This is a genomic window from Pseudophaeobacter sp. 1A16562, from assembly GCF_041008785.1.
Classification (GTDB): Bacteria; Pseudomonadota; Alphaproteobacteria; order Rhodobacterales; family Rhodobacteraceae; genus Phycobacter; species Phycobacter gallaeciensis_A.
Genome location: NZ_JAXGFT010000017.1, coordinates 1 through 20,418 on the forward strand (window position 1 = coordinate 1; position 20,418 = coordinate 20,418).

Below are 20,418 nucleotides of genomic sequence, written 5' to 3' on the forward strand. Positions count from 1 at the left end.
GACGCTTGAGCAATTTGAGGGCTCCGCGCCCGGCGCGCTTGCCCAATCAGACGACGGAGAATATGAAAACCAGACCCGCAGACTCTCGTTATGAATAAGGGAGCCTCGGGGGGCAGGTCAGGTCGTTTCATGTTGTAGTGTTTCCTCCATTGTTCGATCAGGATCTGAACCTCACGCAGGCTGTAGAAGACCTCGCCACCGAGCAGTTCATCCATTGCCCGGCAGGCGCATGCAACGCATGCTGCCGAGAGGGGCGGAGCCGGGGGTTGAAACTCTTGCAATATCCGTTGTCCCAGGGTGAATCTGGTTCGATGTAGGACGTTCTGGCACCGACAGCCTTGATCCAAACCTGGGCGGCCTGAGCTTCGAACTCGGGGCCGTTGTCGGAGCGGATGAAGGCAGGGATGCCGCGCAGGACGAACAAATCGCTCAAGGCATCTATCACGTCGCCCGAGTTCAGCTTGCGCTTCACCTTGATCGCCAGGGGTTCTCTATGTCTCCCATAGGTCTCCCTTTATTCAGGTAAGGAAGGAAGAACTTGGGGTCTCCTCCGCTTTCTATTCATTACTTATACCTATTCCCTCCTAGCCTAGCCTAAGGGAAGAGGAAAGCTATGGGAGGGGACGCAAACCATGGGCAACCGCCCTCGTCAGCGACCAGCCAGCGTGCAAACCAACTGGGGCCGAAACTGGGGCGATCTGGGGCCTAACGGGTGGGCCGTATGCTAGATTTCTTAATGAGAAGGCCGATGGCTGGGGTGGTAGGATTCGAACCTACGATACACGGTACCAAAAACCGCTGCCTTACCACTTGGCTACACCCCATCGGTGAGGCGCTGTCTAAAGTTAGTTGCGGGGGGGTGCAAGAGGGTTTTTGAAAAAATCTGACATCCTTTTCCCAACACCGCAGGCGCCCCCCCTTATCGCCCCTTATTTCATTGGATTTTCAGAAGTTTGCAGCAAAATCACGCCTTTGCGATCACCACCCTCAACGGCTTCATGCGCCGCGACGGCCTCGGCCAGAGGAAAGACTTTCGCCACGGGAACCGACAGGGCCTCAGCCTCCAGGGCGCGATTCAAACGGGCGATCGCCGCCTCGCGTTGGGTCGACGTCAGCAGGTAGACCAGAGCCATCTCCAACGTGACCGCCTTGAACATCAGCGGATAGAAGGGCAAGGCGGGTTGCATCGCCTTTGCTGAGCCATAGGCCGTGATCCGGCCGTTCGGGGCGATCACTGCCGCGTCCACCTCGGCGTTGGCGCCAAACTCCACCTCGACGATCAGATTGACGAGCTGGCCGTGATTTGCGGCGATGATCTGGTCGCTGAGGTCCGTAGCGCTGTAATCCAGCACCGCGTCAGCCCCGGCCGCCAGAACACGGTCTCGCGCAGCTGCGGAACAGGTCGCGATCACCCGCGCACCGCCCCATTTGGCCAATTGTACAGCCAGAAGACCTACGGTCCCTGCCCCGCCCTGCACCAGAACGGTTTTGCCAGAAACCTCGCCACCGGAGAACACGGTATGACAGGCGGTCAGCCCCGGAATGCCAAGCGCGGCACCGGTTTCAAAATCGACCGTGTCAGACATGGGCACCGCCTGCTCCTGCGGCAGGCAGATCTCGCTTGCGGCGGTGCCATAGGCGCGCTGCCACTGACCGTTCCAGATCCAGACCCGCTGCCCGACTCGCGCCGGATCCACGCCTTCGCCGACTTCGGTGATAACGCCCGCGCCATCGCTATGAGGAATGATTGCGGGAAAGGGCAGTTCGGTGACGCCCGCCCGTGCTCCGGCCCGCGCTTTGACATCGGAAGGATTGACGCCGGAATAGGCCAGCGCGACGCGTACCTCGCCAGAGGCAAGTTCGGGTGCTGGCAGGGTTTCAAGGGACAGGACCTCTTGGGCAGGTCCGAAGGCGCGGTAAACGACGGCTTTCATGATGGGGCTCCATTTTCTGTGTCAGCCCGGAACGACGTCGGCCCGGACCTTTGACAGACAAGGAGCCTCAAGACGGCCACAGACACAAGGCGGTTCCCACAAAACCGCCGCCCCGATGAACAGAGACCCTCAGATTTGCCGGATGGCAGGCAGCAAGCGCCTCCCCTCCCTTCAGCGTGGTGCTCTGGATCAGAGAGGTATCAGTCCGGAACACCCGCCATTTTCAGCGCATGCCCCCATTCCTCTCCGGCAGGTCCTGCCGCAAGCGGCGTGTAGTTGTGGTACCGGCTCATATTGAACATTGGCGCGGCCTTCAGAAGATCCTGAACCGTATCGCGGGCTTCGGAGGTGCGCCCCGACATCTGCAAAGCAATGGCCTTGGTCCCCAGACTGGTCGGATAGGAGGCATTTGCCTCAAGCGACCGGTCCGCAAGCTCGATCGCCCGCCCATAATTTCGCGCGGTCAGGTTCGCGACTGCGGATTCCGCGTCGAAATAATAGCGTTGCGGCCCCAGTGGGGACAGCCGCCGCGCAGCATCTGTCAGTTGTACCGCCTCGTCCGGGCGGTCCTGATAGGCCCGGGTGGTACCTTTGAGCAGCAGGGCCAAGGCTTCGTTTGGATTGTCCTTCAAAGCCAGATCATAGGAAGTCTGCGCCAGATCGAAATGGAACAGCAGATGGCTGGAAATCACGCCCTTCAGCGTATGCGCCAGCGAGAAAGACGGATCCGCGCTGAGCGCCGAGGTCGCAAGCTGTTCCGCAAGATGGATATCAAGCTGTCGATCGTTGGAAAAACCCTTCTGGATCCGCAGTACGTGCCAGAACCCCATCCATGTCAGAGCAAGCGGATGCTGCGGGGCCCGGCTCAGCAGCACGTTCAAAATTTCACGTGCCTTTTCAAAGGAAGCGGGGTTCATGTCCTGCATCAGGGAAATCGCGCCCATTAACAGCGTGTGCCCCTCCAGCCCTGCCAACGGCTTGAAGCCGATAAGGCGGATCGATTCGCCCACAACCGTTTGACCGATTTGGCGCGTGGCATCTCTCAGGGCCGCGCTTTGTCCCGCCATCAGGTCCGACAACGGCCCCTGGAAGCTGCGCGACCATATCACCTTTTCGCGCACCGCATCGTGCAACTCGATATCCGCATTCATCATCTGCCCGCGCACATGCACCACACCAGACACCAAATAGTTCACCCCAGCCACCTGCGAGACCTCGATCGGGCGGATCCGGTTCGGGTCGAATTGCCGCGAGGCCAGATAAGATGTCACGGTAAAAGCCTGACTGCGCGCAAGGCAGCGAGACAGTTCTTCGGACAGCAATGAGCCCAGAGGCGAGGTGTCCTCGCCCGGGGTGTGCTGCACGAAGGGCAAGACCGCGATCGGAGGCAGAAGATCATTATACTGCACCCGACCGGTTTGCCCGATTTGCCCAGCGCCGCCGGTGGGCTGCCCTGTCTGCTTTGCCTCGAAGTCCGCGCGCATCTGGGCCAGCCAGCTTTCGAACCGGGTCTCATGCGGCAGTTCGAAACCCTCCATGAACTCGGCCTGATCCTCGGGCTCAATGAACTCCACCCGTGACAGGTCCAGAGTAACGCGTTCCCGATTAGCAGTGATCGCCTGGGCCGCTTCCGGTCCCAGATGGCGTTTTAGCGTCGATAATGCCGTCCTCAGGCTGGCCTTTGCTTGTTCAGGTTGAGCAAGGCTCCACAAAGTGTGTTCTAAAAATGCTCTTGTTCGGATACCCGATGCTGAGGTCGCCAAAAGGGCCATCAAGGCCTGATGCTTGGCCCCTAGGGGTACGCTGCTGCCATCCGACAGAAATACACCGAACGCGCCGAACTGATTCAACTTGATCAAATTACACATTAATCCACCTAATCGACCGTGATCGCAGGATCAAATTACAACAATGCGACGCAAAGATGTAGTGAAAAATCACCTTTTCAAATAAATAAAGATAATTGAATTGAAATTTACATGTATCAAGTTTCTTTAAACACGCATAGGAATAGTAACGGAATGAATTGCCGCCAAGCCAATAAGCTGGATTTTCCGAAAAAATTCGGATTTTCCGCCTTTAACCGCGCCCCAGACGACGCTGGGCGCGGCTTCTCTTAAAAACATAGTTTAACTTAGGCCAAATTTACAAGGAGGCAAGTTACAACGGGATAAACCGGTAACCGTCACCCTTGCGCGCGACCTGACCCAAACCACCCTCTGGTAGATGGTAGCCAATCACCCGCGTCTGCTCGTGAGCCAGTTGATCCAGCAAGCTCATGCGGGCGGCAGCGGCCATGGCTGCATCCTGGTCGGATCCCACGTGCCAATCGGGCCTTTCAAAGCTCACGTGGGAATTGCCGATGGCATCGCCAAGCACCATCACGCTCTCGCTGCCGGACCTGAGTTCAAAGGACATATGGCCCGGCGTATGACCATAGGTCGCCCGCGCCGCGACACCGGGCAGGATTTCTTCGCCATCGCGGAACCGGGTGATCTGGTCCTCCAGGATCTCCATCCGCCGAAGCGCCCCGGCGGCCATGGTAGCGCGGGCCTCGCCGATCGTGTCAATGGTGCTGGGGTCGAACCAGAAATCCCATTCCTGCTGTCCGATGAAATGTTCGGCATTGGCAAACAAAGGATCATCGAAATCGTCCAGAACGCCCCACAGGTGATCCGGGTGGCAATGGGTGAACACCACATGGGTGACGTCCTCGGGGGATACGCCCGCCGCCTCCAGCGCGGCGGGCAGTTGCCCCGCGCTGGCCTGGAAGGCCGGGCCGGAACCGGCATCGAACAGCACGACACGGTCGCCCTGGCGCATCAGCGTCACGTTCAGCGGAGGTTCCATCGGATCCTGGGCAACGCCGTGCCGTGTCAGGATGGGCATCAACTGCTCTGGCGACTGCTCGGGAAACAGGAACCCCTGAGGCAGCACAAGGTTGCCATCAGACAGGGTTTGAAGGGACATATCGCCAATCATCAGCTGATCGCCGCCCGAGGCTGCAGCCGCCGATGCCATACCAGCAGCAGATCCTGCCAACGCCATACTGGCCCCTGCCCCTTGCAGAAATTCTCTTCTGTTCACACCCATTGCACCTGCCTCCCAATAATGCATCTGCGCAAATATCCGGCCGCCATGGCGCAGTTATATTCACGTACGCGAATTTATATAATTTGGGGTTGAGCAATGTAAAGCCGGGCGCAGAACACCGGGCAAAAACAGACGCGGCTGACAAACAGAAAACCGGCGCGGGTCACCCCGCACCGGTTTATATCAGAATAACTAAAGAGCGCGCGTTACTGGCGGCTCAGTTCTTTCCATTTGCCGTCTTCGACAACCGAGATCACGATATCGTCCGCACCACGGTGATCATCCGCCGCATAGGTGATCTTGCTATCGGTCAGCTCATCATAGAAATTGAGGCTCTCCATCCCCTTGATAAAGCTTTCCTGCGTCAGATCCTGACCCGCGGCCTCAAGCGCGCGAATAACCGTATCCGCTGCGGAATACCCCAGCATGGCAAAGCCACCGGCCGGCTGACCGAACTTTTCCTCATAGGCCTTCATGAATTCGGCCGGCACCGGATCTTCGGCGCGAGCGATCAGGCTGACCCAGCCAGCCGCCGCGTAAAGACCATCGGTCACACCACCGGGAACGGCAGCAACCACATCAAGGAACCCGGCCGACGTGTTGAGGAATTTCACATCGGTCCAGCCCAATTTCTTGGCGGTGCCGACAACGGTGATGCCCTGCCGCACCCCCAGCGCCAGTGTCACCACGTCACAGCCAGCGGACTTCAGCTTTGTGAGCGAGCCGACAAAATCCAGCTCATCCGGCTTGTGCGAGGTTTCCGCCGCATAGGTCAGGCCCAGCTCTTTGCTTACATCCTCGGTGCTTTCCTGAATTTCCTTGCCGAAATCCGACGGGATATACATCGAGCAGACTTCCTTGGCCTCGAATTCACCGGCCAGATATTTCACGCCCACCTGCACCTGATCGTAGTAGCTGGAGAAGCCGATGAATTTGTTGTGCATCGGTTCCTGAAGCATCTGACGCGCGGCGGACAGCGGGCTGATGTTCGGAATGCCCTTGGGGTCCAGCAGCTTGAAGCCAGCCACGTTCATCGGTGTGCCCAGCGACAGAAGCATGGCAAAGGCCTTGTCGCGGTTCAGCAGCTTGTTGTAGCCCTGCATCGCGCGCGGGATCTGATAGCCGTTGTCCTCGACGACGAACTTGATCTGGCGACCATGCACACCGCCTGCGGCGTTAATTTCATCAAAGCGCAGGTTGGCGCCATTGACCGCCGGCACGCCCACCGCAGCAAAGATACCGCTGAGGTCATTCACCGAGCCGATTACGACTTCGCTGTCCGTAACCCCCTGGGTGTCGGCCTGAACAGCCGTGGCCCCGGCAAGGGCTACAGCCGCCATCGTCAGCGCAGATGTCAGTTTTTTCATTTTCGCTTCCTCCCTAAATAACTGTCCGGCGTTCCTTGTCGCCGCCGCTAGTACATGTCGTCGATTAGTGCCTTGTGCTTCTTCTCCACAAAACTGCGTTTCAGTTTCATCGTTGCGGTCAACTCGTCGTCCTCGGCCGTCAGAAGAACGTTGATCAGGCGGAAATCCTTGATCTGTTCGACCCGTGCAAAGTCCCGGTTCACAGCTTCGACCTCTGCTCCGATCAGCTGTACCACCTCCTCCGCGGCACAGAGCGACGCAAAGTCGCTAAAGGGTATCTTGCGGTCCTGCGCGAATTTCTCAACATTTTCCTGATCGATCATGATCAGACAGGTGAGATATTTGCGCCCGTCCCCGATCACCACCGCATCCGAGATATAGTGGCTGAACTTCAACCGGCTTTCGATTTCGGCCGGGGTGATGTTCTTGCCGCCTGCGGTGATGATGATGTCCTTGATCCGGCCGGTGATGGTCAGATTGCCCTTGTCATCCAGCCTGCCGACATCACCCGTGCGCAGCCAGCCATCGGTGGTAAAGGTCTCGGCGGTCTTTTCATTGTTGCGCCAGTAACCCTGGAAGTTGTTGAGCCCCTTGGTCTGGATCTCCCCGTCTTCCGCGATACGCACCTCGACCCCAGGCACCGCGTGCCCCACTGTTCCCGGCGCGTTGGTGTCGAAAGTGTTGATGGTGGACAGGCCGGCGTTCTCGGTCATGCCGTAGCCTTCGATCAGCGGCACACCGATGGACCAGTACCATTCCAATAGCTCGGGTGAGATCGGCGCGGCGCCGGTTCCGCCGCGGCGCATCTTGTCCATGCCCAGCATCCGGCGCAGATTCCGCAGAACCGCAAAATCCCAGAAGGCATAAGACGCCGCCACGCCCGAAGGGACGGGTTTTCCGTACATCACGTATTGCGCCCGCTTGCGCCCGGCCTTGACCGCCTGATGGAAGGCCATACGGCCAATCGGCGTGGCTTCCTGCGCCAGAACCAGGACCCGGGAGTAGATCTTTTCCCAGACCCGCGGCACCGCGAAAAAGGTCGCCGGAGAGACCTCCTGCATATTGTCGAACACGGTTTCCGGGCTTTCGGCGAAGTTCACCGTGCTGGAAGCGGCGAGCGGGAAATAGACCGACACGTTGCGTTCAAGGATGTGGCACAGCGGCAGAAAACACAGCTGATCGTCTGTCTTGTAGACTTCCAGCGCCCGCGCCCCTGCCTCGGTCGAGGCAAGGATGTTCTCATTGCTGAGCATAGCGCCTTTGGGCATGCCCGTGGTGCCCGATGTATAGATCAGAAGCGCAGTGTCCTCGGGCTGGGATTTGGAAATTTCAGCCTCGAAGGTGCCGGGATGGCGCGCTTCATAGGCTTTACCCAGCTCGTACAGATCCTCGATGAAGAGGCATTTTTCATGATCCAGATCATGCAGCCCTTCGCGTTCATAGATGATGACCTTGGCCAGCCCCGGAACCTGATCGGCGATCTCAAGGTATTTGTCGAGCTGTTCGTCGTTTTCGACAAACAGGAACCGGCTGTCGCTGTCATTGACCAGATAGGCCAGCTGCGAGGCGGAATCCGTGGTGTAGACGCCAGAGGCAATCCCGCCGACACCCTGGATACCCAGGTCGGAGTAAAGCCATTCGCGCCGGTCCTCACTTAAGATCGACACCACCTCGCCGCGTTTCAGCCCCAGCGACATCAGGCCAAGGCCAATCCATTTCGCGTGATCCCAGTAATCGTTCCAGGAAAAGGCCTTCCAGATGCCCATATCCTTTTCGCGGTGAGCAGTTCGGTCACCCAGCGCCTGACAACGCAGCTGAAACAGTTTCACGATGGTGTCACAGCCGTCCACCAACACAGGGCGCTGGCCCGGCTCTGCGTTGAACGAAACGCCGTTGAGAACCACCTGCGGGTGTGCGGTCTGTCCAAGGTTTTGCATGTTCATCCCTTCCCCCCTCATCGCCACGTCTTCTTGCGTTTCCAGCGTTTCTCTCCGCGCTGGCCTTCTTCCTGGTGGCCCAAATAAAAGGCCTGGATGTCCTCGGACTGCATCAGGCGGTCGGCGGTGCCGTCCATCACGATACGGCCGATCTCCATCACATAGCCCACATCCGCCAGTTCCAGCGCGATGCGGGCGTTCTGTTCCACCAGCATCATGGTCACGTGTTCCTCGGCGTTGAGCCGCCGCAGAATGGCAAAGATCTCCTGCACCAGAAGCGGCGACAGGCCGAGGCTGGGTTCATCCAGCAGCATGATCTTGGGCCGCAGCATCAGCCCACGCCCGATCGCCAGCATCTGCTGCTGGCCGCCGGACAGCGTCCCGGCCTCCTGGTCGCGCCGTTCGGCGAGGATCGGGAAATAGTCGAACACCATCTCCCGGTCCTTTTCGATCTCGGCCCTGTCCGACCGGGTGTAAGCGCCAAGGCTCAGATTTTCATTCACCGTCAGCAGCGGGAAGACCTCGCGGCCTTCGGGCACGTGTACGATGCCCTGACTGACGATCTTGTGCGGCTCCTGCCCCTGAATCGGTTTGCCATCGAACAGCACTTCGCCCTTTTCAGGATCCATGATGCCCGAGATCGTTTTCAGGAGGGTGGATTTCCCGGCGCCATTGGCACCCAGAACGGTGACGATCTGCCCCTTGTCCACCTTCAGCGACACGCCCCGGATTGCCATGATCGGCCCGTAAAAGCTCTCGAGGTTCTTGATTTCCAGCAAAGGCTCTCCCATCAGACAGCCCCCGCGCCAAGATAGGCCTCGATCACGGCCGGGTTCGACTGCACCTCAGCCGGGGTGCCTTCGGCCAGCTTGGCCCCATCCGCCAGCGCCAGAACGCGGTCGGACACGCCAGAGACCAGCCCCATGTCATGTTCCACCATCAATACGGTGATCCCCATCTGTTTGCGGATATCATCAATCCACCAACGCATGTCCTGCGTTTCCTCAACCGAAAGTCCCGAGGCAGGTTCATCCAGCAACAAGAGCCGCGGCCCCGAGGCCAACGCCCGGCCCAGTTCGACCACCTTGCGCACGCCATATGGCAGGCCAGCGATCATCTTGTTCCGGTAGGGCTGCAGGTCGAGGAAATCGATCACCTCCTCCACGGCCTCGCGGTGGCGGTGCTCTTCGCGGCGCACACGCGGGGCAAAGAACAGCTCTTCGATCAGCGTGGACTTGCGGTGGCGGTGCCGCCCCACAAGAAGGTTCTGCAATACCGTCGCGTGATCAAAGAGTTCAATGTTCTGAAAGGTCCGCGCAATGCCAAGATCCGCCACCTCGTCCGGTTTGCGATCCAGCAGGTTCTGCCCGTCGAAGGTGAAAGAGCCCGCATAGGGTTCGTAGAACCGCGAAATCAGGTTGAACACGGTCGACTTCCCTGCCCCGTTCGGGCCGACGATGGCATAGACCTCGCCTTCCTCGACCGAAAAGGACAGATCGTTCACAGCCACAACGCCACCGAATTTCAGCGTTGCATTCTTGATCTCCAAAAGGCTCATCTCAAACGCTCCGTCTTCAGGTAGGTTTTCTGGCGACGGAACATGTCCTTGCGCGCAAAGGGGAACAATTCGAACCAGGTCCGTATCTTCAGCCAGCGACCGTAGATGCCCATGGGTTCGAACAGGATGAACAGGATCAGGATCATGCCGAAGACGCCGGTTTCCAGCCCCGGGATGGCGACGCCGCCACCGATCACGCTGTCTTTGAGGATCGAAAGACCCTGCGGCAGGAAGGCAACCACAACCGCGCCGAAGAAGGCCCCGTGAATGGAGCCGAGGCCGCCAATCACGATCATCATCAGCAGGGTGATCGAAATCACGATCGAAAAGGTCTCGTTGTTGAAGGTTCCCGCATAGTATCCCATCAGCGCACCAGCCCAGCCGGTGATCATGCAAGACAGGCCAAAGGCGGTCGCCTTGGTGCGTGCAATGTGAACGCCCATAGCAGTCGCCGAGACCTCACTGTCACGCACCGCAGCAAAGGCACGGCCCAAAGGCGAGCGCAGCAGGTTGCGGTAGAACAGTGTGCAGATGATGGTGACGACAAGCACCAGATAGTAGAACCGGGTCGGCATCGACCAGCGTTCAATCTCGAACCCGAAAATGGTGATCATGTCCGGGAACTTGCCCGACACGCCGCCAGTCCAGGGCTCCAGAAGGACGATAATGTCATCGGCAAGGATCGACAGGGCAATGGTCGCAATCGCCAGATAGATCCCGTGCAGCCGCAGGGCCGGAATGGCGATCACGGCGCCGACGATCCCGGTGATGACCCCGGCCAGCGGGAAAGCCAGAATGAACGGCAGCCCCTGTTCGATCAGGATCGTGTTGGTATAGCAGCCGATGGCCAGAAACGCCGCATGGCCAAGGCTGGCCTGACCGGTCTGACCGGTCAGCAGCATCAGACCCAGACCGGCAATCGCCCAGATCAGCACGTTGGTGACTTCGCCAATATAGAACTCGTTGATCAGGAACGGCAGGCCAAAGGCAATCAGGATCAGAAGGCCATAAACGCAGGCCGTCCACATGTCGGGGAACAGGCGGATATCCTGCTCATAGGTGGTTTTGAAATGAATGCGCATGGGATCAGACCTTCTTCACTCGGACTTGGCTGAACAGGCCGTGCGGACGGAACACCAGCACCGCCAGAAGCAGCGCATAAGGCGCGATTTGCGAATAGCCCGCCGCAAGGTAACGTGCGGCGAAGGGTTCGATCACACCGACGATCAGACCACCGGCCAGCGCGCCGGGGAGCGAGCCGAAGCCGCCGATGACAGCCGCCGCAAAGGCCTTGATGCCCAAGAGGCCGGCGTTGGGATCAATGGCGCCCTTGGAGGCAAAGAGGATCCCGGCAACGGCAGCAGTTGCACCCGCCAGACCCCAGATCAGCCCCTGCACCCGGCGCACCGGAATGCCCATGAAATAGGCCGCCATCTGGTTCTGACTGGCCGCCTGCATGGCAAGCCCCAGCTTGGTGCGCTGGAAGAACTGGTAAAGCGACCATGTGAGCAGGAAGGTCACCACGATCACCGCGACATCCGCCATGCCCAGCACGACGCCGCCCAGTTGTAGATCGCCCAGCGCGAGCGGGCTTTCCAATGTCTGCGGCTCGTGCCCCCAGATCAGACCGGCCACGAAGCGCAGCACAAAGCCCAGCGCAATGGTCAGGATGACAACCGCAGTCTGGCTCTGCCCGAACAGGTGCCGCAGAATGAAAAAGTCGAGCAGATAGCCAAGAACCGCCATGATCGAAATCGCCAGCGGTGCTGCGACCCAGAATGGCAGGTCCATGTATTCTGCGTTGGTAAGGCCAAGGGTCACAAATGCCCCCAGCATCATGAAATCGCCCTGAGCGAAATTGACCGCTTCAGTCGCTTTGTAGATCAGCACAAATCCGAGCGCGATCAGGCCGTAGACACAGCCATTCGCGAGCCCGCTGACCAGGAGCTGCAATACTTCCAAATTTTCCTCCCCCCGCCCGTCATGAGCGGTTCCTGACCCGGTCATTGCCGGGCATATGCGCCTTATTTTGCTGGGCTTTCGCTGCGCCTCCTCAAGCGGCGGAAACCCTTGGCGTCTAAAAACAGACTACTGAGTATGTTTTTCCCCTGTCAATTGCTAAGACCCAGCGTCAAAATGGCAAAATGCGGCTATATTTTGAGCATATGCCCCCCTATTGTTCGCTCCGCGCCCGATGGTGCGCGGCAGCGATCAAGGATGGTGAAATGGCCCCTCCAGCCGCGCCGCCCCGCAAGCAGACGACGTCAGGCGATGCATCATGTTAGAACAGATCAGCGCATCCAAAAGTGAAATTCTTGATGCAGCGGCCCATTGTTTCATGGCGATGGGCGCCGATTCCGCATCCATCGACGATATCGCGGCCAGCCTTGGATCGACCAAGGGACGGATTTATCATCACTTTCCCTCCAAAGGCGCGCTTCTGGCTGCGGTACAACTGCGCGCAGCGCGGTTCACCTATCAGGCGGTCAGCGCAGTGGCCGATGATGCCCTGTCTCCGCAGCTTTGTCTGGAACGGATGGCCCGCGCCCATGTGATGGAGGTGCTGCGCTCCCTGCCCTACCACAAGGTGATTCTCCAAACCTATACCGGCGCGCGCGCCAAAACCTCCAACGCGTTTGAGCTGGGCATGCAGGCGCAGGTGCGAGCAGAGCACCGGCAGTATGCCGAGCTCTTCCGCGACCAGATCGCCCGGGGTATCGAGGCAGACATATTCCCCGAGCGCAACCTGACGGTCACGGTTGCCGGGCTGATGCTGATGCTCAATTCCCCGGTCTTCTGGTATCAGCCGGATCGCGGCGCCGGGCAAGAATTTCGTCATACCATCGCGGATGATCTGGCAGAGATGGCGCTGGCCAGCCTGCGCACCTAAGCCTCGCAAATCTCCCGCAGGGCTGCACAGAACCGCGCGGCGGCGGCAGAGAGCTGGTGTTCACTGCGGATACACAGCCCCACCGGACCCAGCGTGCTGTCCGTGTTCAGCGGCAGTAATGCCAGCACGCCCTCCTCCAGATCGGCACGCACCACACCATGGCTGATGATCCAGATCGCCCGATGCTTCAGCGTGAACCGGCGCCCAAACGTGGCAGAGACGGTTTCGATCGGGAAACGGGGCACCGTCATCCCCTGCTCCAGAAACATGCGGTCCACCAGCGGCCGGATGATCGACCCTTCCGAGGGCATCAGTACCGGGAACCTCTCAAAGGCATCAGCCGGGACATGCGGCAGCGCCGCCAGCGGATGATCATGGGCGACGACCGCGACCACCCGTTCGCGGAACAGCGGATCAAAATCCAGCCCCACCATGTGATCGGGCGCGGGCAGACGTCCCACCACCACGTCCAGATTACCCCGCCGCAGCTGGTCCAGCAGGTATTGATTGTCGCCGGTGCGCACGGAAAACCGACTGTGGCTACCCTCGGTGCGCAGCGCCGCCAGGGCATCCGGCACCACTGTTGCTGACACTGTCGGCAAAGCGCCAATAGCCACCCGTGGCCCTTCTGCCTCGTCCAGCCCCTGCAGCATTGCTACCCCGTCCCGTGCCAGCGCCAGACTGCGCCCGGCGTGGTCGCGGAACATCTCACCATAGGCGGACAGGCGGATACCGCGCCCGTGCCGCTCAACCAAGGGCTTGCCGACAACAGCCTCTAGCTCCCGCAGGGTGCGGGTCACCGCAGGTTGGGTCATGCCCAATGCCTCGGCCGCCTGGGTGACGCTGTCCTGCCGAGCGACCTCGACGAAGACTTCAAGATGGCGCAGCTTCAGCTGCGATGATAAACGCATACCATTTCCAATATGAAATTATGCAATTCACAGCATTATACAGTCCAATTTAGATATGCGATAGTACACACCATATGAAAGAGGGAGGACCGGATGACCGACAGTCGTTACGATCAGGGCATGACCGTGCGCCGCAGTGTGCTGGGAGATGCGCATGTGGATCGCGCCGAAGCTGCCAAGACCGATATGGACGTGGCCTTTCAGACGCTGATCACCGAAGGCGCCTGGGGCACCGTCTGGGCCTCGGACGGGATCGGCCAGCGCGAACGGTCGATGCTGACCCTGGCCCTGCTGGCGGCGATGGGAAATTTCGAGGAAATCCCGATGCATATCCGCGCCACCGCGCGCACGGGCGCCAGCCGCACCGATGTGATCGAAACGTTTCAGCACGTGGCGATCTACGCCGGGGTGCCGCGCGCCAACCATGCGCTGAAACTGGCCAAACAAACCTATGCGGAAATGGATGCCGAAGCCGCCGCGTCCCCGGCATCCAAGACCTGAGGAGGATAGGACAATGACGAAACCGACACAGAACATGGCTGAATTCTACCAGCGCGACCGCCGCTGGCACCCGCCAGCCTATGACAAGGACTACAAAACCTCGGTGGCGCGCTCGCCCAAGTTTTCGCTAATCAGCCTGGAAAACACGCCGAGCGAAATCACCGGCCCGCGCTTTGGCCACAGCGATCTCGCCGCCACCGACAACGATCTGATCTCGAACTACGCCAAGCCCGGCGAAAGCCCCATTGGCGAACGGATCATCGTGCATGGCCGGGTGCTGGATGAAAACGCCCGCCCGGTTCCGAATACACTGGTGGAAATCTGGCAGGCCAATGCCGGTGGACGTTATCGTCACAAGAAAGACACCTACCTGGCGCCGATTGATCCCAACTTTGGCGGCTGCGGGCGCACCATGACGGATGAGGATGGCTATTACTATTTCCGCACCGTGAAGCCCGGTGCCTACCCGTGGCGCAACTGGGTCAACGACTGGCGCCCGGCGCATATTCACGTTTCGGTCTTTGGCAGCGGTTTTGCCCAGCGCCTGATCACCCAGCTCTATTTCGAGGGTGATCCGCTGATCAAAACCTGTCCCATCGTGGCGACGATCCCGGATCCGGACGCCATCGACCAGCTGATCGCGCGACTGGACCGCAACGCGACCATTCCGCTCGACACCATCGCATACAAATTCGACATCGTGCTGCGCGGTCGTCGTTCGACCCTGTTCGAAAACCGTCTGGAGGGGAACTGATGCAACAGAAGCTTGATTATCTGAAAGAAACCCCGTCGCAAACCGCAGGCCCCTACGTCCATATCGGCCTTGCGCCGGGCGCTGCCGGTTTCCAGATCTACGAACAGGAACTGGGTCAGGACATCGCAGGCCCCAATGCCGCAGGCGAGCGGATCCGGATCGAAGGTCTTGTCATCGACGGCATCGGATCGCCGGTGAAGGACGTGCTGCTGGAGGCTTGGCAGGCCAATGCCGCCGGTGTCTATGCCCATCCAGAACATTCCGGCGAAGTCGAAGAGGGCTTTCGCGGCTGGGGCCGCGTGATCACCAACTTCGAAACCGGTGAATGGGCGTTTGAGACCGTCAAGCCCGGCCCGGTTATGGGCCGCAACGGTCAGATGATGGCGCCGCATATCAACCTCTGGATCGTGGCGCGCGGCATCAATATCGGCCTCAACACTCGCCTTTACTTTGACGACGAGGCCGCAGCCAACGCGACGGACCCGGTGATCAACCTGATCGAGTGGGAGAAACGTCGCGAAACCTTGATCGCCAAGCGCAGCGAACGTGATGGGCAAACGGTTTATCGTTTTGACATTTGCCTGCAAGGTGACGATGAAACCGTATTCTTCGACATCTGAGGAGGGACAGAGTTGAGCAAACCCTGCATTATCTGCGTGGCCATTACCGGCTCGGTGCCGCGCAAAGAACATAACCCGGCGGTGCCGATTACCATCGCCGAGCAGATCGAAAGCACTCAAGAAGCTTTTGAGGCAGGCGCCTCGATCGCCCATTGCCACGTGCGCAACGACGATCAGACGCCGACCTCGGACCCGGAGAAATTCGGCCGTCTGCTGGAAGGGCTGAACAAACACTGCCCCGGCATGATCGTGCAGCTGTCCACTGGTGGCCGCTCCGGCGCAGGCAAGGAGCGCGGCGGTATGCTTTCGCTGCGTCCCGACATGGCGTCGCTGTCGGTGGGGTCCAACAACTTCCCCACCCGCGTCTACGAGAACCCGCCGGATCTGGTCGACTGGCTGGCCTCCGAAATGCGCACCTATGAGGTAAAGCCCGAGATCGAAGCCTTCGACCTCAGCCATATCCATCAGGCGGTGAAGATGAGCCGTGAAGGCGCCATTCCGGGCAAGCTCTATGTGCAATTCGTCATGGGCGTGAAGAACGCGATGCCCGTGGACAAGGAAACCTTTGATTTCTACGTCCAGACGGTCAAACGTCTTGCCCCCGATGCCGAATGGTGCGGTGCCGGCATTGGCCCGGGTCAGATCATGCTGAACGAATGGGCGATTGCCGCAGGCGGTCACACCCGCACGGGTCTCGAAGACAACCTGCGCATTGATCGCAACACCATGGCGCCGTCGAACGCGGCCCTGGTCAAACGCGCGGCTGACCTGTGTGAGAAGTACGAACGCCCCGTTGCCACCTGGCAGCAGGCGCGGGAAATTCTGGAACTGCGCCCGGCCTGAGCCTGGCGCAGCCTGTTCACGCGGAGTTGTTCTTGAGGTCTGTTTCTCGCAGGCCCGCTTCATACCGCATATACAATAGGCAACGGTCCGGTCTGATCAGGCCGGACCGTTGCGTCACCTCTGCCGCCCCCCTTGCGGGTCCGGCGTCCTCGGCCTACATCCCCCCCTGCGCGCGGCACCCCGTTTCTCTCGAGCCGCTCCTCCCTCGGCGCTGCCTATTCTTAGGCAGGGGGTTGCCGCGCGCGTTCCTTCTCCTTCTCGTGTCACCATCCCTGCTCTCCCCTGTCACAAAACCATTGCCAAAGGCCGCTACCAGCCGGGGAACACGGACAGGAGACACCCCATGCTGCACCCCGCTTTTGCCGCCCCCGGAGAGTTTTTCCGCGGCAACCTGCATTGCCATTCCAACAGGTCGGACGGGGTTCTTGACCCAGCAGAGGTCTGCCGCCGCTACAAGGCGGAAGGCTATGATTTCATTGCGCTGACCGATCATTTCGTCGGGCGGTTTGACTATCCGATCACCGACACGCGCGACTTCAGGGACGCGGTCTTCACCACCCTGCCCGGCGCCGAACTGCATTCCGGCGCCATGGAAAACGGTGAGCTGTGGCACATTCTCGCCGTCGGCCTGCCTGCGGATTTTGCGCCGTCCCACTCGCCTGACTTTCACCCCGTTGAAGGCCAGGAAACCGGGCCGCAAATCGCCCGGCGCGCCCGCGAGGCCGGGGCCTTCGTGACCATCGCCCATCCGCACTGGTCGGGCATGACACTGTCGGATGCGCGCAGCATAGAAGCGGCCCACGCGGTGGAGATCTACAACCACACCTGCGCCGTCGGCACTGATCGCGGCGAAGGCGGCCATGTCGCCGACCTTCTGCTCTCTGATGGGCGCGACCTGAACCTCATCGCCACCGATGACGCTCATTTCGCTGGCCCCGATCATTTCGGCGGCTGGGTCATGGTCAAGGCAGAAGCCAATGAACCCGATTTGCTGCTGGAGGCCCTGAAGGACGGAAATTTCTATTCTTCACAAGGGCCCGAACTGAAGGCTGTGGCGCTGAACGGCGGGCATATCGATGTGGCCTGCAGCCCGGTCTCTTCGGTCATCGTGCAGGGGCATGGCTCTGCCACAACTCTGCAGCATGGCACCGCGCTGACACAGGCGCGTATTCCGCTCGACCGTCTGAAAGACAGCCCTTGGCTACGGGTTACCGTGATTGACCGCGCTGGCAACCGGGCCTGGTCAAATCCGATCTGGCTCTGACGCGGATCGCACCGACAACCCGCAGGAACCGGCGCTACTCCGCGCCGGTTTCCTTTGCACAGAATTCGCCGGACAGATCTTTCAGAATTGGACAATCTGGCCGGTTGTCCCCAGCGCAGCAATGCACCAGTTCGGTCAGTGTATCGCGCATCGCCTGCAAATCGGCGATCTTGGCTTCGATCTTGCCGAGATGCTCCTGCGCCAGTTGCTTCACATCGGCGCTGGCGCGGCTTTCATCCTCGTAGAGCGCCATCAGCATACGGCAGTCTTCGATGGTAAAGCCCAGAGCCCGCGCCCGCCCCAGAAAGGCCAGCTTATGCAGGTCGGTTTCGGCAAAACTGCGATAGCCGTTGGCGCTGCGCATGGGTTTGATGAGGCCGATGTCCTCGTAATACCGAATGGTTTTGGCAGGCAGCCCTGAGCGGGCTGCAACATCTCCGATATTCATGCTGGTGCCTCCTTCATCCCGGTGTCGCATAGGGCGCTATCGCAGTCATCCCTTTCATCTATAGTCGGTCATCGCCCGTACAAGCACCACCAGACAGGCAGGCGTAAAAGGCATTGCAGATCTTCCCCTCCGAAACGGCCGCACAAGCCCGGATGACGCAGAGCTGCACGCAAGCGCCGGTTTTCTACAATACGCCCACTTGCTGGTGAAAATCCGTGCAACAGGGGTGCTTGCGCCCATAGGGTGGCGAATGTAACGCTGGCAAAAGCAGGGCCAAAAGGTCCGCCAGCGCATGATGCCTCATGCCACAGAACACCCGGCCCGTCGGCCGCCAGACAGAAGCGAAGGAACCCAAACATGATCCGCACCCGTGCCGCCGTTGCCGTTGCTCCCGGCAAACCGCTTGAAATCATGGACGTGAACCTCGAAGGCCCCAAAGCGGGTGAGGTTCTGGTAGAGATCAAGGCCACCGGTCTGTGCCACACCGACGAATTCACCCGCTCGGGCGATGACCCCGAGGGCATCTTCCCTGCCATCCTGGGCCACGAAGGCGCAGGCGTGGTGATCGAAGTCGGCGAAGGCGTCACCAGCCTGGAAGTGGGCGATCACGTGATCCCGCTTTACACACCTGAGTGCCGCGAATGCGAATACTGCCTCAACCCGAAAACCAACCTCTGCCAGTCGATCCGCACGACCCAGGGCGCCGGCCTGCTGCCCGATGGCACCACCCGCTTCTCGATGCTGGATGGCACCCCGATCCATCACTACATGGGCTGCTCGACCTTCGCCAACCACACGGTTGTGCCGGAAATCGCGCTGGCCAAGGTGCGCAAGGACGCACCCTTTGACAAGATTTGCTACATCGGCTGCGGCGTCACTACCGGCATCGGCGCGGTGATCAACACCGCCAAGGTCGAAATCGGCTCCACCGCCATCGTCTTCGGTCTGGGCGGCATCGGTCTCAACGTGATCCAGGGCCTGCGGCTCGCGGGTGCTGACCAGATCGTGGGCGTGGACCTGAACCCCGGCAAGGTGGAGATGGCGACGCATTTTGGCATGACCGATTTCGTCAACCCCGCCGAAGTTGAGGGCGATCTGGTCGCGCATCTGGTCGAACTGACCGGCGGCGGCGCCGATTACACCTTTGACGCCACCGGCAACGTGCAGGTCATGCGCACCGCGCTGGAAGCCGCACACAAGGGCTGGGGCGAAAGCATCATCATCGGCGTGGCACCTGCCGGAGCCGAGATTTCCACCCGTCCCTTCCAGCTGGTCACCGGCCGCAGCTGGCGCGGCACCGCATTCGGTGGCGCCTCGGGCCGTACCGATGTGCCGAAGATCGTCGACTGGTACATGGACGGCAAGATCGAGATCGACCCGATGATCACCCACAAGCTGTCGCTGGACGAAATCAACCACGGCTTCGACCTGATGCACGAAGGCAAATCCATCCGCGCCGTCGTGGAATTCTGAGACAGGCCAGCCCAACCCGGTTACCAATCAGCGCCGTGGGTCCCTTGGGCTCGCGGCGTTTGCTTTGCGGCTTTCACAGCTGAGCAGAAGCCCTGTATAGAGAGGCCGGTTCACCGCAAGACAGATGAGGCAGAGGCGTGAAGTTTCAGGCCACGGATATTTCACAGACAGCCAGTGCTGCGACGGTCATCTTTGACGCGCTGCGCAAGGCCATCATACAGGGCGATCTTGCCGATGGCGACCCGCTGCGCCAGGAAGAGATCGCCAAGGCGTTTCACACCTCCCGCTTTCCGGTGCGCGAGGCCCTGACGCGGCTGGAACAGCAGGGGCTGGTCAGAACCCAGCGCTACAAGGGCGCGGTGGTCGCCACCTTGTCGATGCAGGAGGCGGGCGAGGTTTTCGATCTGCGGGCCAAGCTGGAAGCCGATGTGATCCGTCAGGCGGTTCCAAACATGACACCGGTGACCCTGAATAACGCCGAGGCCTGTCTGGAGCAGTTTGCCACCTCGGACGATCCTATGATCTGGGGGCAGCTGAACCGGAAATTCCACGGCGCGCTTTATAGTGTCAGCGGCATGCCCTACCACATTCAGGTCATCGAAAACGCCATGGACCGGGTAGACCGCTACCTGCGCGCCCAGCTGGTGATGAGCGGCGGCGTTGATCGCAGTACCGAAGAACACCGGGCCATCCTGCAGGCCTGCGCGGCAGGAGAGGCCGAGACCGCTGCGCGGCTGACCTTTGCCCATATTCAGGATGCCAAGGCCTCGCTTCAAGCGCAGCTGCAATCGGCAACCTGAGACCGGGTTGGGGCCTCCCCCAACC

The 20,418-nt window shown here is 60.1% G+C and carries 19 protein-coding genes, 1 tRNA gene and 1 pseudogene; 8 read left to right on the forward strand and 13 right to left on the reverse strand.

Annotated elements, in window-relative coordinates:
* Positions 1–119: 119 nt before the first annotated feature.
* The 11 genes and pseudogenes from SM764_RS19285 to SM764_RS19335 form a co-directional block, all read right to left on the reverse strand.
* A pseudogene (locus SM764_RS19285) lies at positions 120–493 on the reverse strand (integrase core domain-containing protein); the annotation flags it as partial.
* Positions 494–749: 256 nt separating this feature from the next.
* Positions 750–824 (reverse strand) — tRNA-Gln (locus SM764_RS19290).
* Positions 825–929: 105 nt separating this feature from the next.
* Positions 930–1,934, reverse strand: a complete 1,005-nt coding sequence (locus SM764_RS19295; RefSeq protein WP_369002499.1) for an NADPH:quinone reductase — start codon at positions 1,932–1,934, stop codon at positions 930–932.
* Positions 1,935–2,134: 200 nt separating this feature from the next.
* Entirely contained in the window at positions 2,135–3,802 is a 1,668-nt protein-coding gene (locus tag SM764_RS19300) for a transcriptional regulator (RefSeq protein ID WP_065272849.1), read from the reverse strand.
* Between the two features lie 292 nt (positions 3,803–4,094).
* Complete coding sequence (locus tag SM764_RS19305) at positions 4,095–4,982, reverse strand: MBL fold metallo-hydrolase (RefSeq protein ID WP_369002500.1); 888 nt, start codon at positions 4,980–4,982, stop codon at positions 4,095–4,097.
* Between the two features lie 251 nt (positions 4,983–5,233).
* Entirely contained in the window at positions 5,234–6,394 is a 1,161-nt protein-coding gene (locus SM764_RS19310; RefSeq protein ID WP_274830182.1) for an ABC transporter substrate-binding protein, read from the reverse strand.
* A gap of 47 nt (positions 6,395–6,441) precedes the next feature.
* The gene (locus tag SM764_RS19315) at positions 6,442–8,337 is read right to left on the reverse strand and encodes an AMP-dependent synthetase/ligase (RefSeq protein WP_369002501.1); all 1,896 of its coding nucleotides are present in this window, start codon (positions 8,335–8,337) and stop codon (positions 6,442–6,444) included.
* 11 nt (positions 8,338–8,348) lie between these two features.
* Positions 8,349–9,122 (reverse strand): ABC transporter ATP-binding protein, encoded by a 774-nt coding sequence (locus tag SM764_RS19320; protein WP_065272845.1) that lies wholly within the window; start codon positions 9,120–9,122, stop codon positions 8,349–8,351.
* Positions 9,122–9,889, reverse strand: coding sequence for an ABC transporter ATP-binding protein (locus SM764_RS19325; RefSeq protein ID WP_065272844.1), 768 nt, complete (start codon positions 9,887–9,889; stop codon positions 9,122–9,124). Before SM764_RS19325 ends, SM764_RS19320 begins: the two co-directional genes overlap by 1 nt.
* Complete coding sequence (locus SM764_RS19330) at positions 9,886–10,971, reverse strand: branched-chain amino acid ABC transporter permease (protein ID WP_065272843.1); 1,086 nt, start codon at positions 10,969–10,971, stop codon at positions 9,886–9,888. The genes SM764_RS19325 and SM764_RS19330 overlap by 4 nt, the downstream gene beginning before the upstream one ends.
* A gap of 4 nt (positions 10,972–10,975) precedes the next feature.
* A complete protein-coding gene (locus SM764_RS19335) occupies positions 10,976–11,851 on the reverse strand; it encodes a branched-chain amino acid ABC transporter permease (protein WP_065273757.1) in 876 nt (291 codons plus the stop codon).
* A gap of 316 nt (positions 11,852–12,167) precedes the next feature.
* On the opposite strand from SM764_RS19335, the gene SM764_RS19340 reads away from it, so the two are divergent.
* A complete protein-coding gene (locus SM764_RS19340; RefSeq protein ID WP_369002502.1) occupies positions 12,168–12,779 on the forward strand; it encodes a TetR/AcrR family transcriptional regulator in 612 nt (203 codons plus the stop codon).
* On the opposite strand, the gene pcaQ is transcribed toward SM764_RS19340, so the two are convergent.
* Complete coding sequence (pcaQ, locus tag SM764_RS19345) at positions 12,776–13,690, reverse strand: pca operon transcription factor PcaQ (protein ID WP_369002503.1); 915 nt, start codon at positions 13,688–13,690, stop codon at positions 12,776–12,778. The two genes, SM764_RS19340 and pcaQ, sit on opposite strands and share 4 nt — an antisense overlap.
* Before the next feature lie 93 nt (positions 13,691–13,783).
* Between pcaQ and pcaC the strand changes: the two genes are divergently transcribed.
* From pcaC to SM764_RS19370, 5 genes are all read left to right on the forward strand, one after another.
* A complete protein-coding gene (gene pcaC, locus SM764_RS19350) occupies positions 13,784–14,191 on the forward strand; it encodes a 4-carboxymuconolactone decarboxylase (protein ID WP_274835098.1) in 408 nt (135 codons plus the stop codon).
* Positions 14,192–14,204: 13 nt separating this feature from the next.
* On the forward strand, positions 14,205–14,945 hold the full coding sequence (gene pcaH, locus SM764_RS19355; protein ID WP_274835099.1) for a protocatechuate 3,4-dioxygenase subunit beta: 741 nt from the start codon (positions 14,205–14,207) through the stop codon (positions 14,943–14,945).
* Complete coding sequence (gene pcaG, locus SM764_RS19360; protein ID WP_369002504.1) at positions 14,945–15,565, forward strand: protocatechuate 3,4-dioxygenase subunit alpha; 621 nt, start codon at positions 14,945–14,947, stop codon at positions 15,563–15,565. Before pcaH ends, pcaG begins: the two co-directional genes overlap by 1 nt.
* Positions 15,566–15,577: 12 nt before the next feature.
* Positions 15,578–16,408, forward strand: coding sequence for a 3-oxoadipate:acetyl-CoA acetyltransferase (locus tag SM764_RS19365; protein WP_274868894.1), 831 nt, complete (start codon positions 15,578–15,580; stop codon positions 16,406–16,408).
* 343 nt (positions 16,409–16,751) lie between these two features.
* Positions 16,752–17,672, forward strand: coding sequence for a PHP domain-containing protein (locus SM764_RS19370; RefSeq protein ID WP_369002505.1), 921 nt, complete (start codon positions 16,752–16,754; stop codon positions 17,670–17,672).
* A gap of 34 nt (positions 17,673–17,706) precedes the next feature.
* Here the strand turns inward: SM764_RS19370 and cueR are convergent, their stop codons facing one another.
* On the reverse strand, positions 17,707–18,120 hold the full coding sequence (gene cueR, locus SM764_RS19375; RefSeq protein ID WP_065273756.1) for a Cu(I)-responsive transcriptional regulator: 414 nt from the start codon (positions 18,118–18,120) through the stop codon (positions 17,707–17,709).
* Between the two features lie 357 nt (positions 18,121–18,477).
* Here cueR and SM764_RS19380 point away from each other — a divergent pair, with 357 nt between their 5' ends.
* Positions 18,478–19,593, forward strand: a complete 1,116-nt coding sequence (locus SM764_RS19380) for an S-(hydroxymethyl)glutathione dehydrogenase/class III alcohol dehydrogenase (RefSeq protein ID WP_065272835.1) — start codon at positions 18,478–18,480, stop codon at positions 19,591–19,593.
* Positions 19,594–19,730: 137 nt separating this feature from the next.
* Entirely contained in the window at positions 19,731–20,393 is a 663-nt protein-coding gene (locus SM764_RS19385) for a GntR family transcriptional regulator (protein WP_368948718.1), read from the forward strand.
* Positions 20,394–20,418: the final 25 nt, after the last annotated feature.

Excerpts from the sequence above, each read along its gene's own strand:
- SM764_RS19370 (WP_369002505.1), top strand. The coding sequence starts at position 16,752 with ATGCTGCACCCCGCTTTTGCCGCCCCCGGAGAGTTTTTCCGCGGCAAC.
- SM764_RS19305 (WP_369002500.1), bottom strand. The coding sequence starts at position 4,982 with ATGGCGTTGGCAGGATCTGCTGCTGGTATGGCATCGGCGGCTGCAGCC.
- SM764_RS19310 (WP_274830182.1), bottom strand. The coding sequence starts at position 6,394 with ATGAAAAAACTGACATCTGCGCTGACGATGGCGGCTGTAGCCCTTGCC.
- SM764_RS19315 (WP_369002501.1), bottom strand. The coding sequence starts at position 8,337 with ATGAACATGCAAAACCTTGGACAGACCGCACACCCGCAGGTGGTTCTC.
- pcaG (WP_369002504.1), top strand. The coding sequence starts at position 14,945 with ATGCAACAGAAGCTTGATTATCTGAAAGAAACCCCGTCGCAAACCGCA.
- SM764_RS19295 (WP_369002499.1), bottom strand. The coding sequence starts at position 1,934 with ATGAAAGCCGTCGTTTACCGCGCCTTCGGACCTGCCCAAGAGGTCCTG.
- SM764_RS19325 (WP_065272844.1), bottom strand. The coding sequence starts at position 9,889 with ATGAGCCTTTTGGAGATCAAGAATGCAACGCTGAAATTCGGTGGCGTT.
- SM764_RS19340 (WP_369002502.1), top strand. The coding sequence starts at position 12,168 with ATGTTAGAACAGATCAGCGCATCCAAAAGTGAAATTCTTGATGCAGCG.
- SM764_RS19380 (WP_065272835.1), top strand. The coding sequence starts at position 18,478 with ATGATCCGCACCCGTGCCGCCGTTGCCGTTGCTCCCGGCAAACCGCTT.
- pcaC (WP_274835098.1), top strand. The coding sequence starts at position 13,784 with ATGACCGACAGTCGTTACGATCAGGGCATGACCGTGCGCCGCAGTGTG.
- pcaH (WP_274835099.1), top strand. The coding sequence starts at position 14,205 with ATGACGAAACCGACACAGAACATGGCTGAATTCTACCAGCGCGACCGC.
- SM764_RS19300 (WP_065272849.1), bottom strand. The coding sequence starts at position 3,802 with ATGTGTAATTTGATCAAGTTGAATCAGTTCGGCGCGTTCGGTGTATTT.
- SM764_RS19330 (WP_065272843.1), bottom strand. The coding sequence starts at position 10,971 with ATGCGCATTCATTTCAAAACCACCTATGAGCAGGATATCCGCCTGTTC.
- pcaQ (WP_369002503.1), bottom strand. The coding sequence starts at position 13,690 with ATGCGTTTATCATCGCAGCTGAAGCTGCGCCATCTTGAAGTCTTCGTC.
- cueR (WP_065273756.1), bottom strand. The coding sequence starts at position 18,120 with ATGAATATCGGAGATGTTGCAGCCCGCTCAGGGCTGCCTGCCAAAACC.
- SM764_RS19320 (WP_065272845.1), bottom strand. The coding sequence starts at position 9,122 with ATGGGAGAGCCTTTGCTGGAAATCAAGAACCTCGAGAGCTTTTACGGG.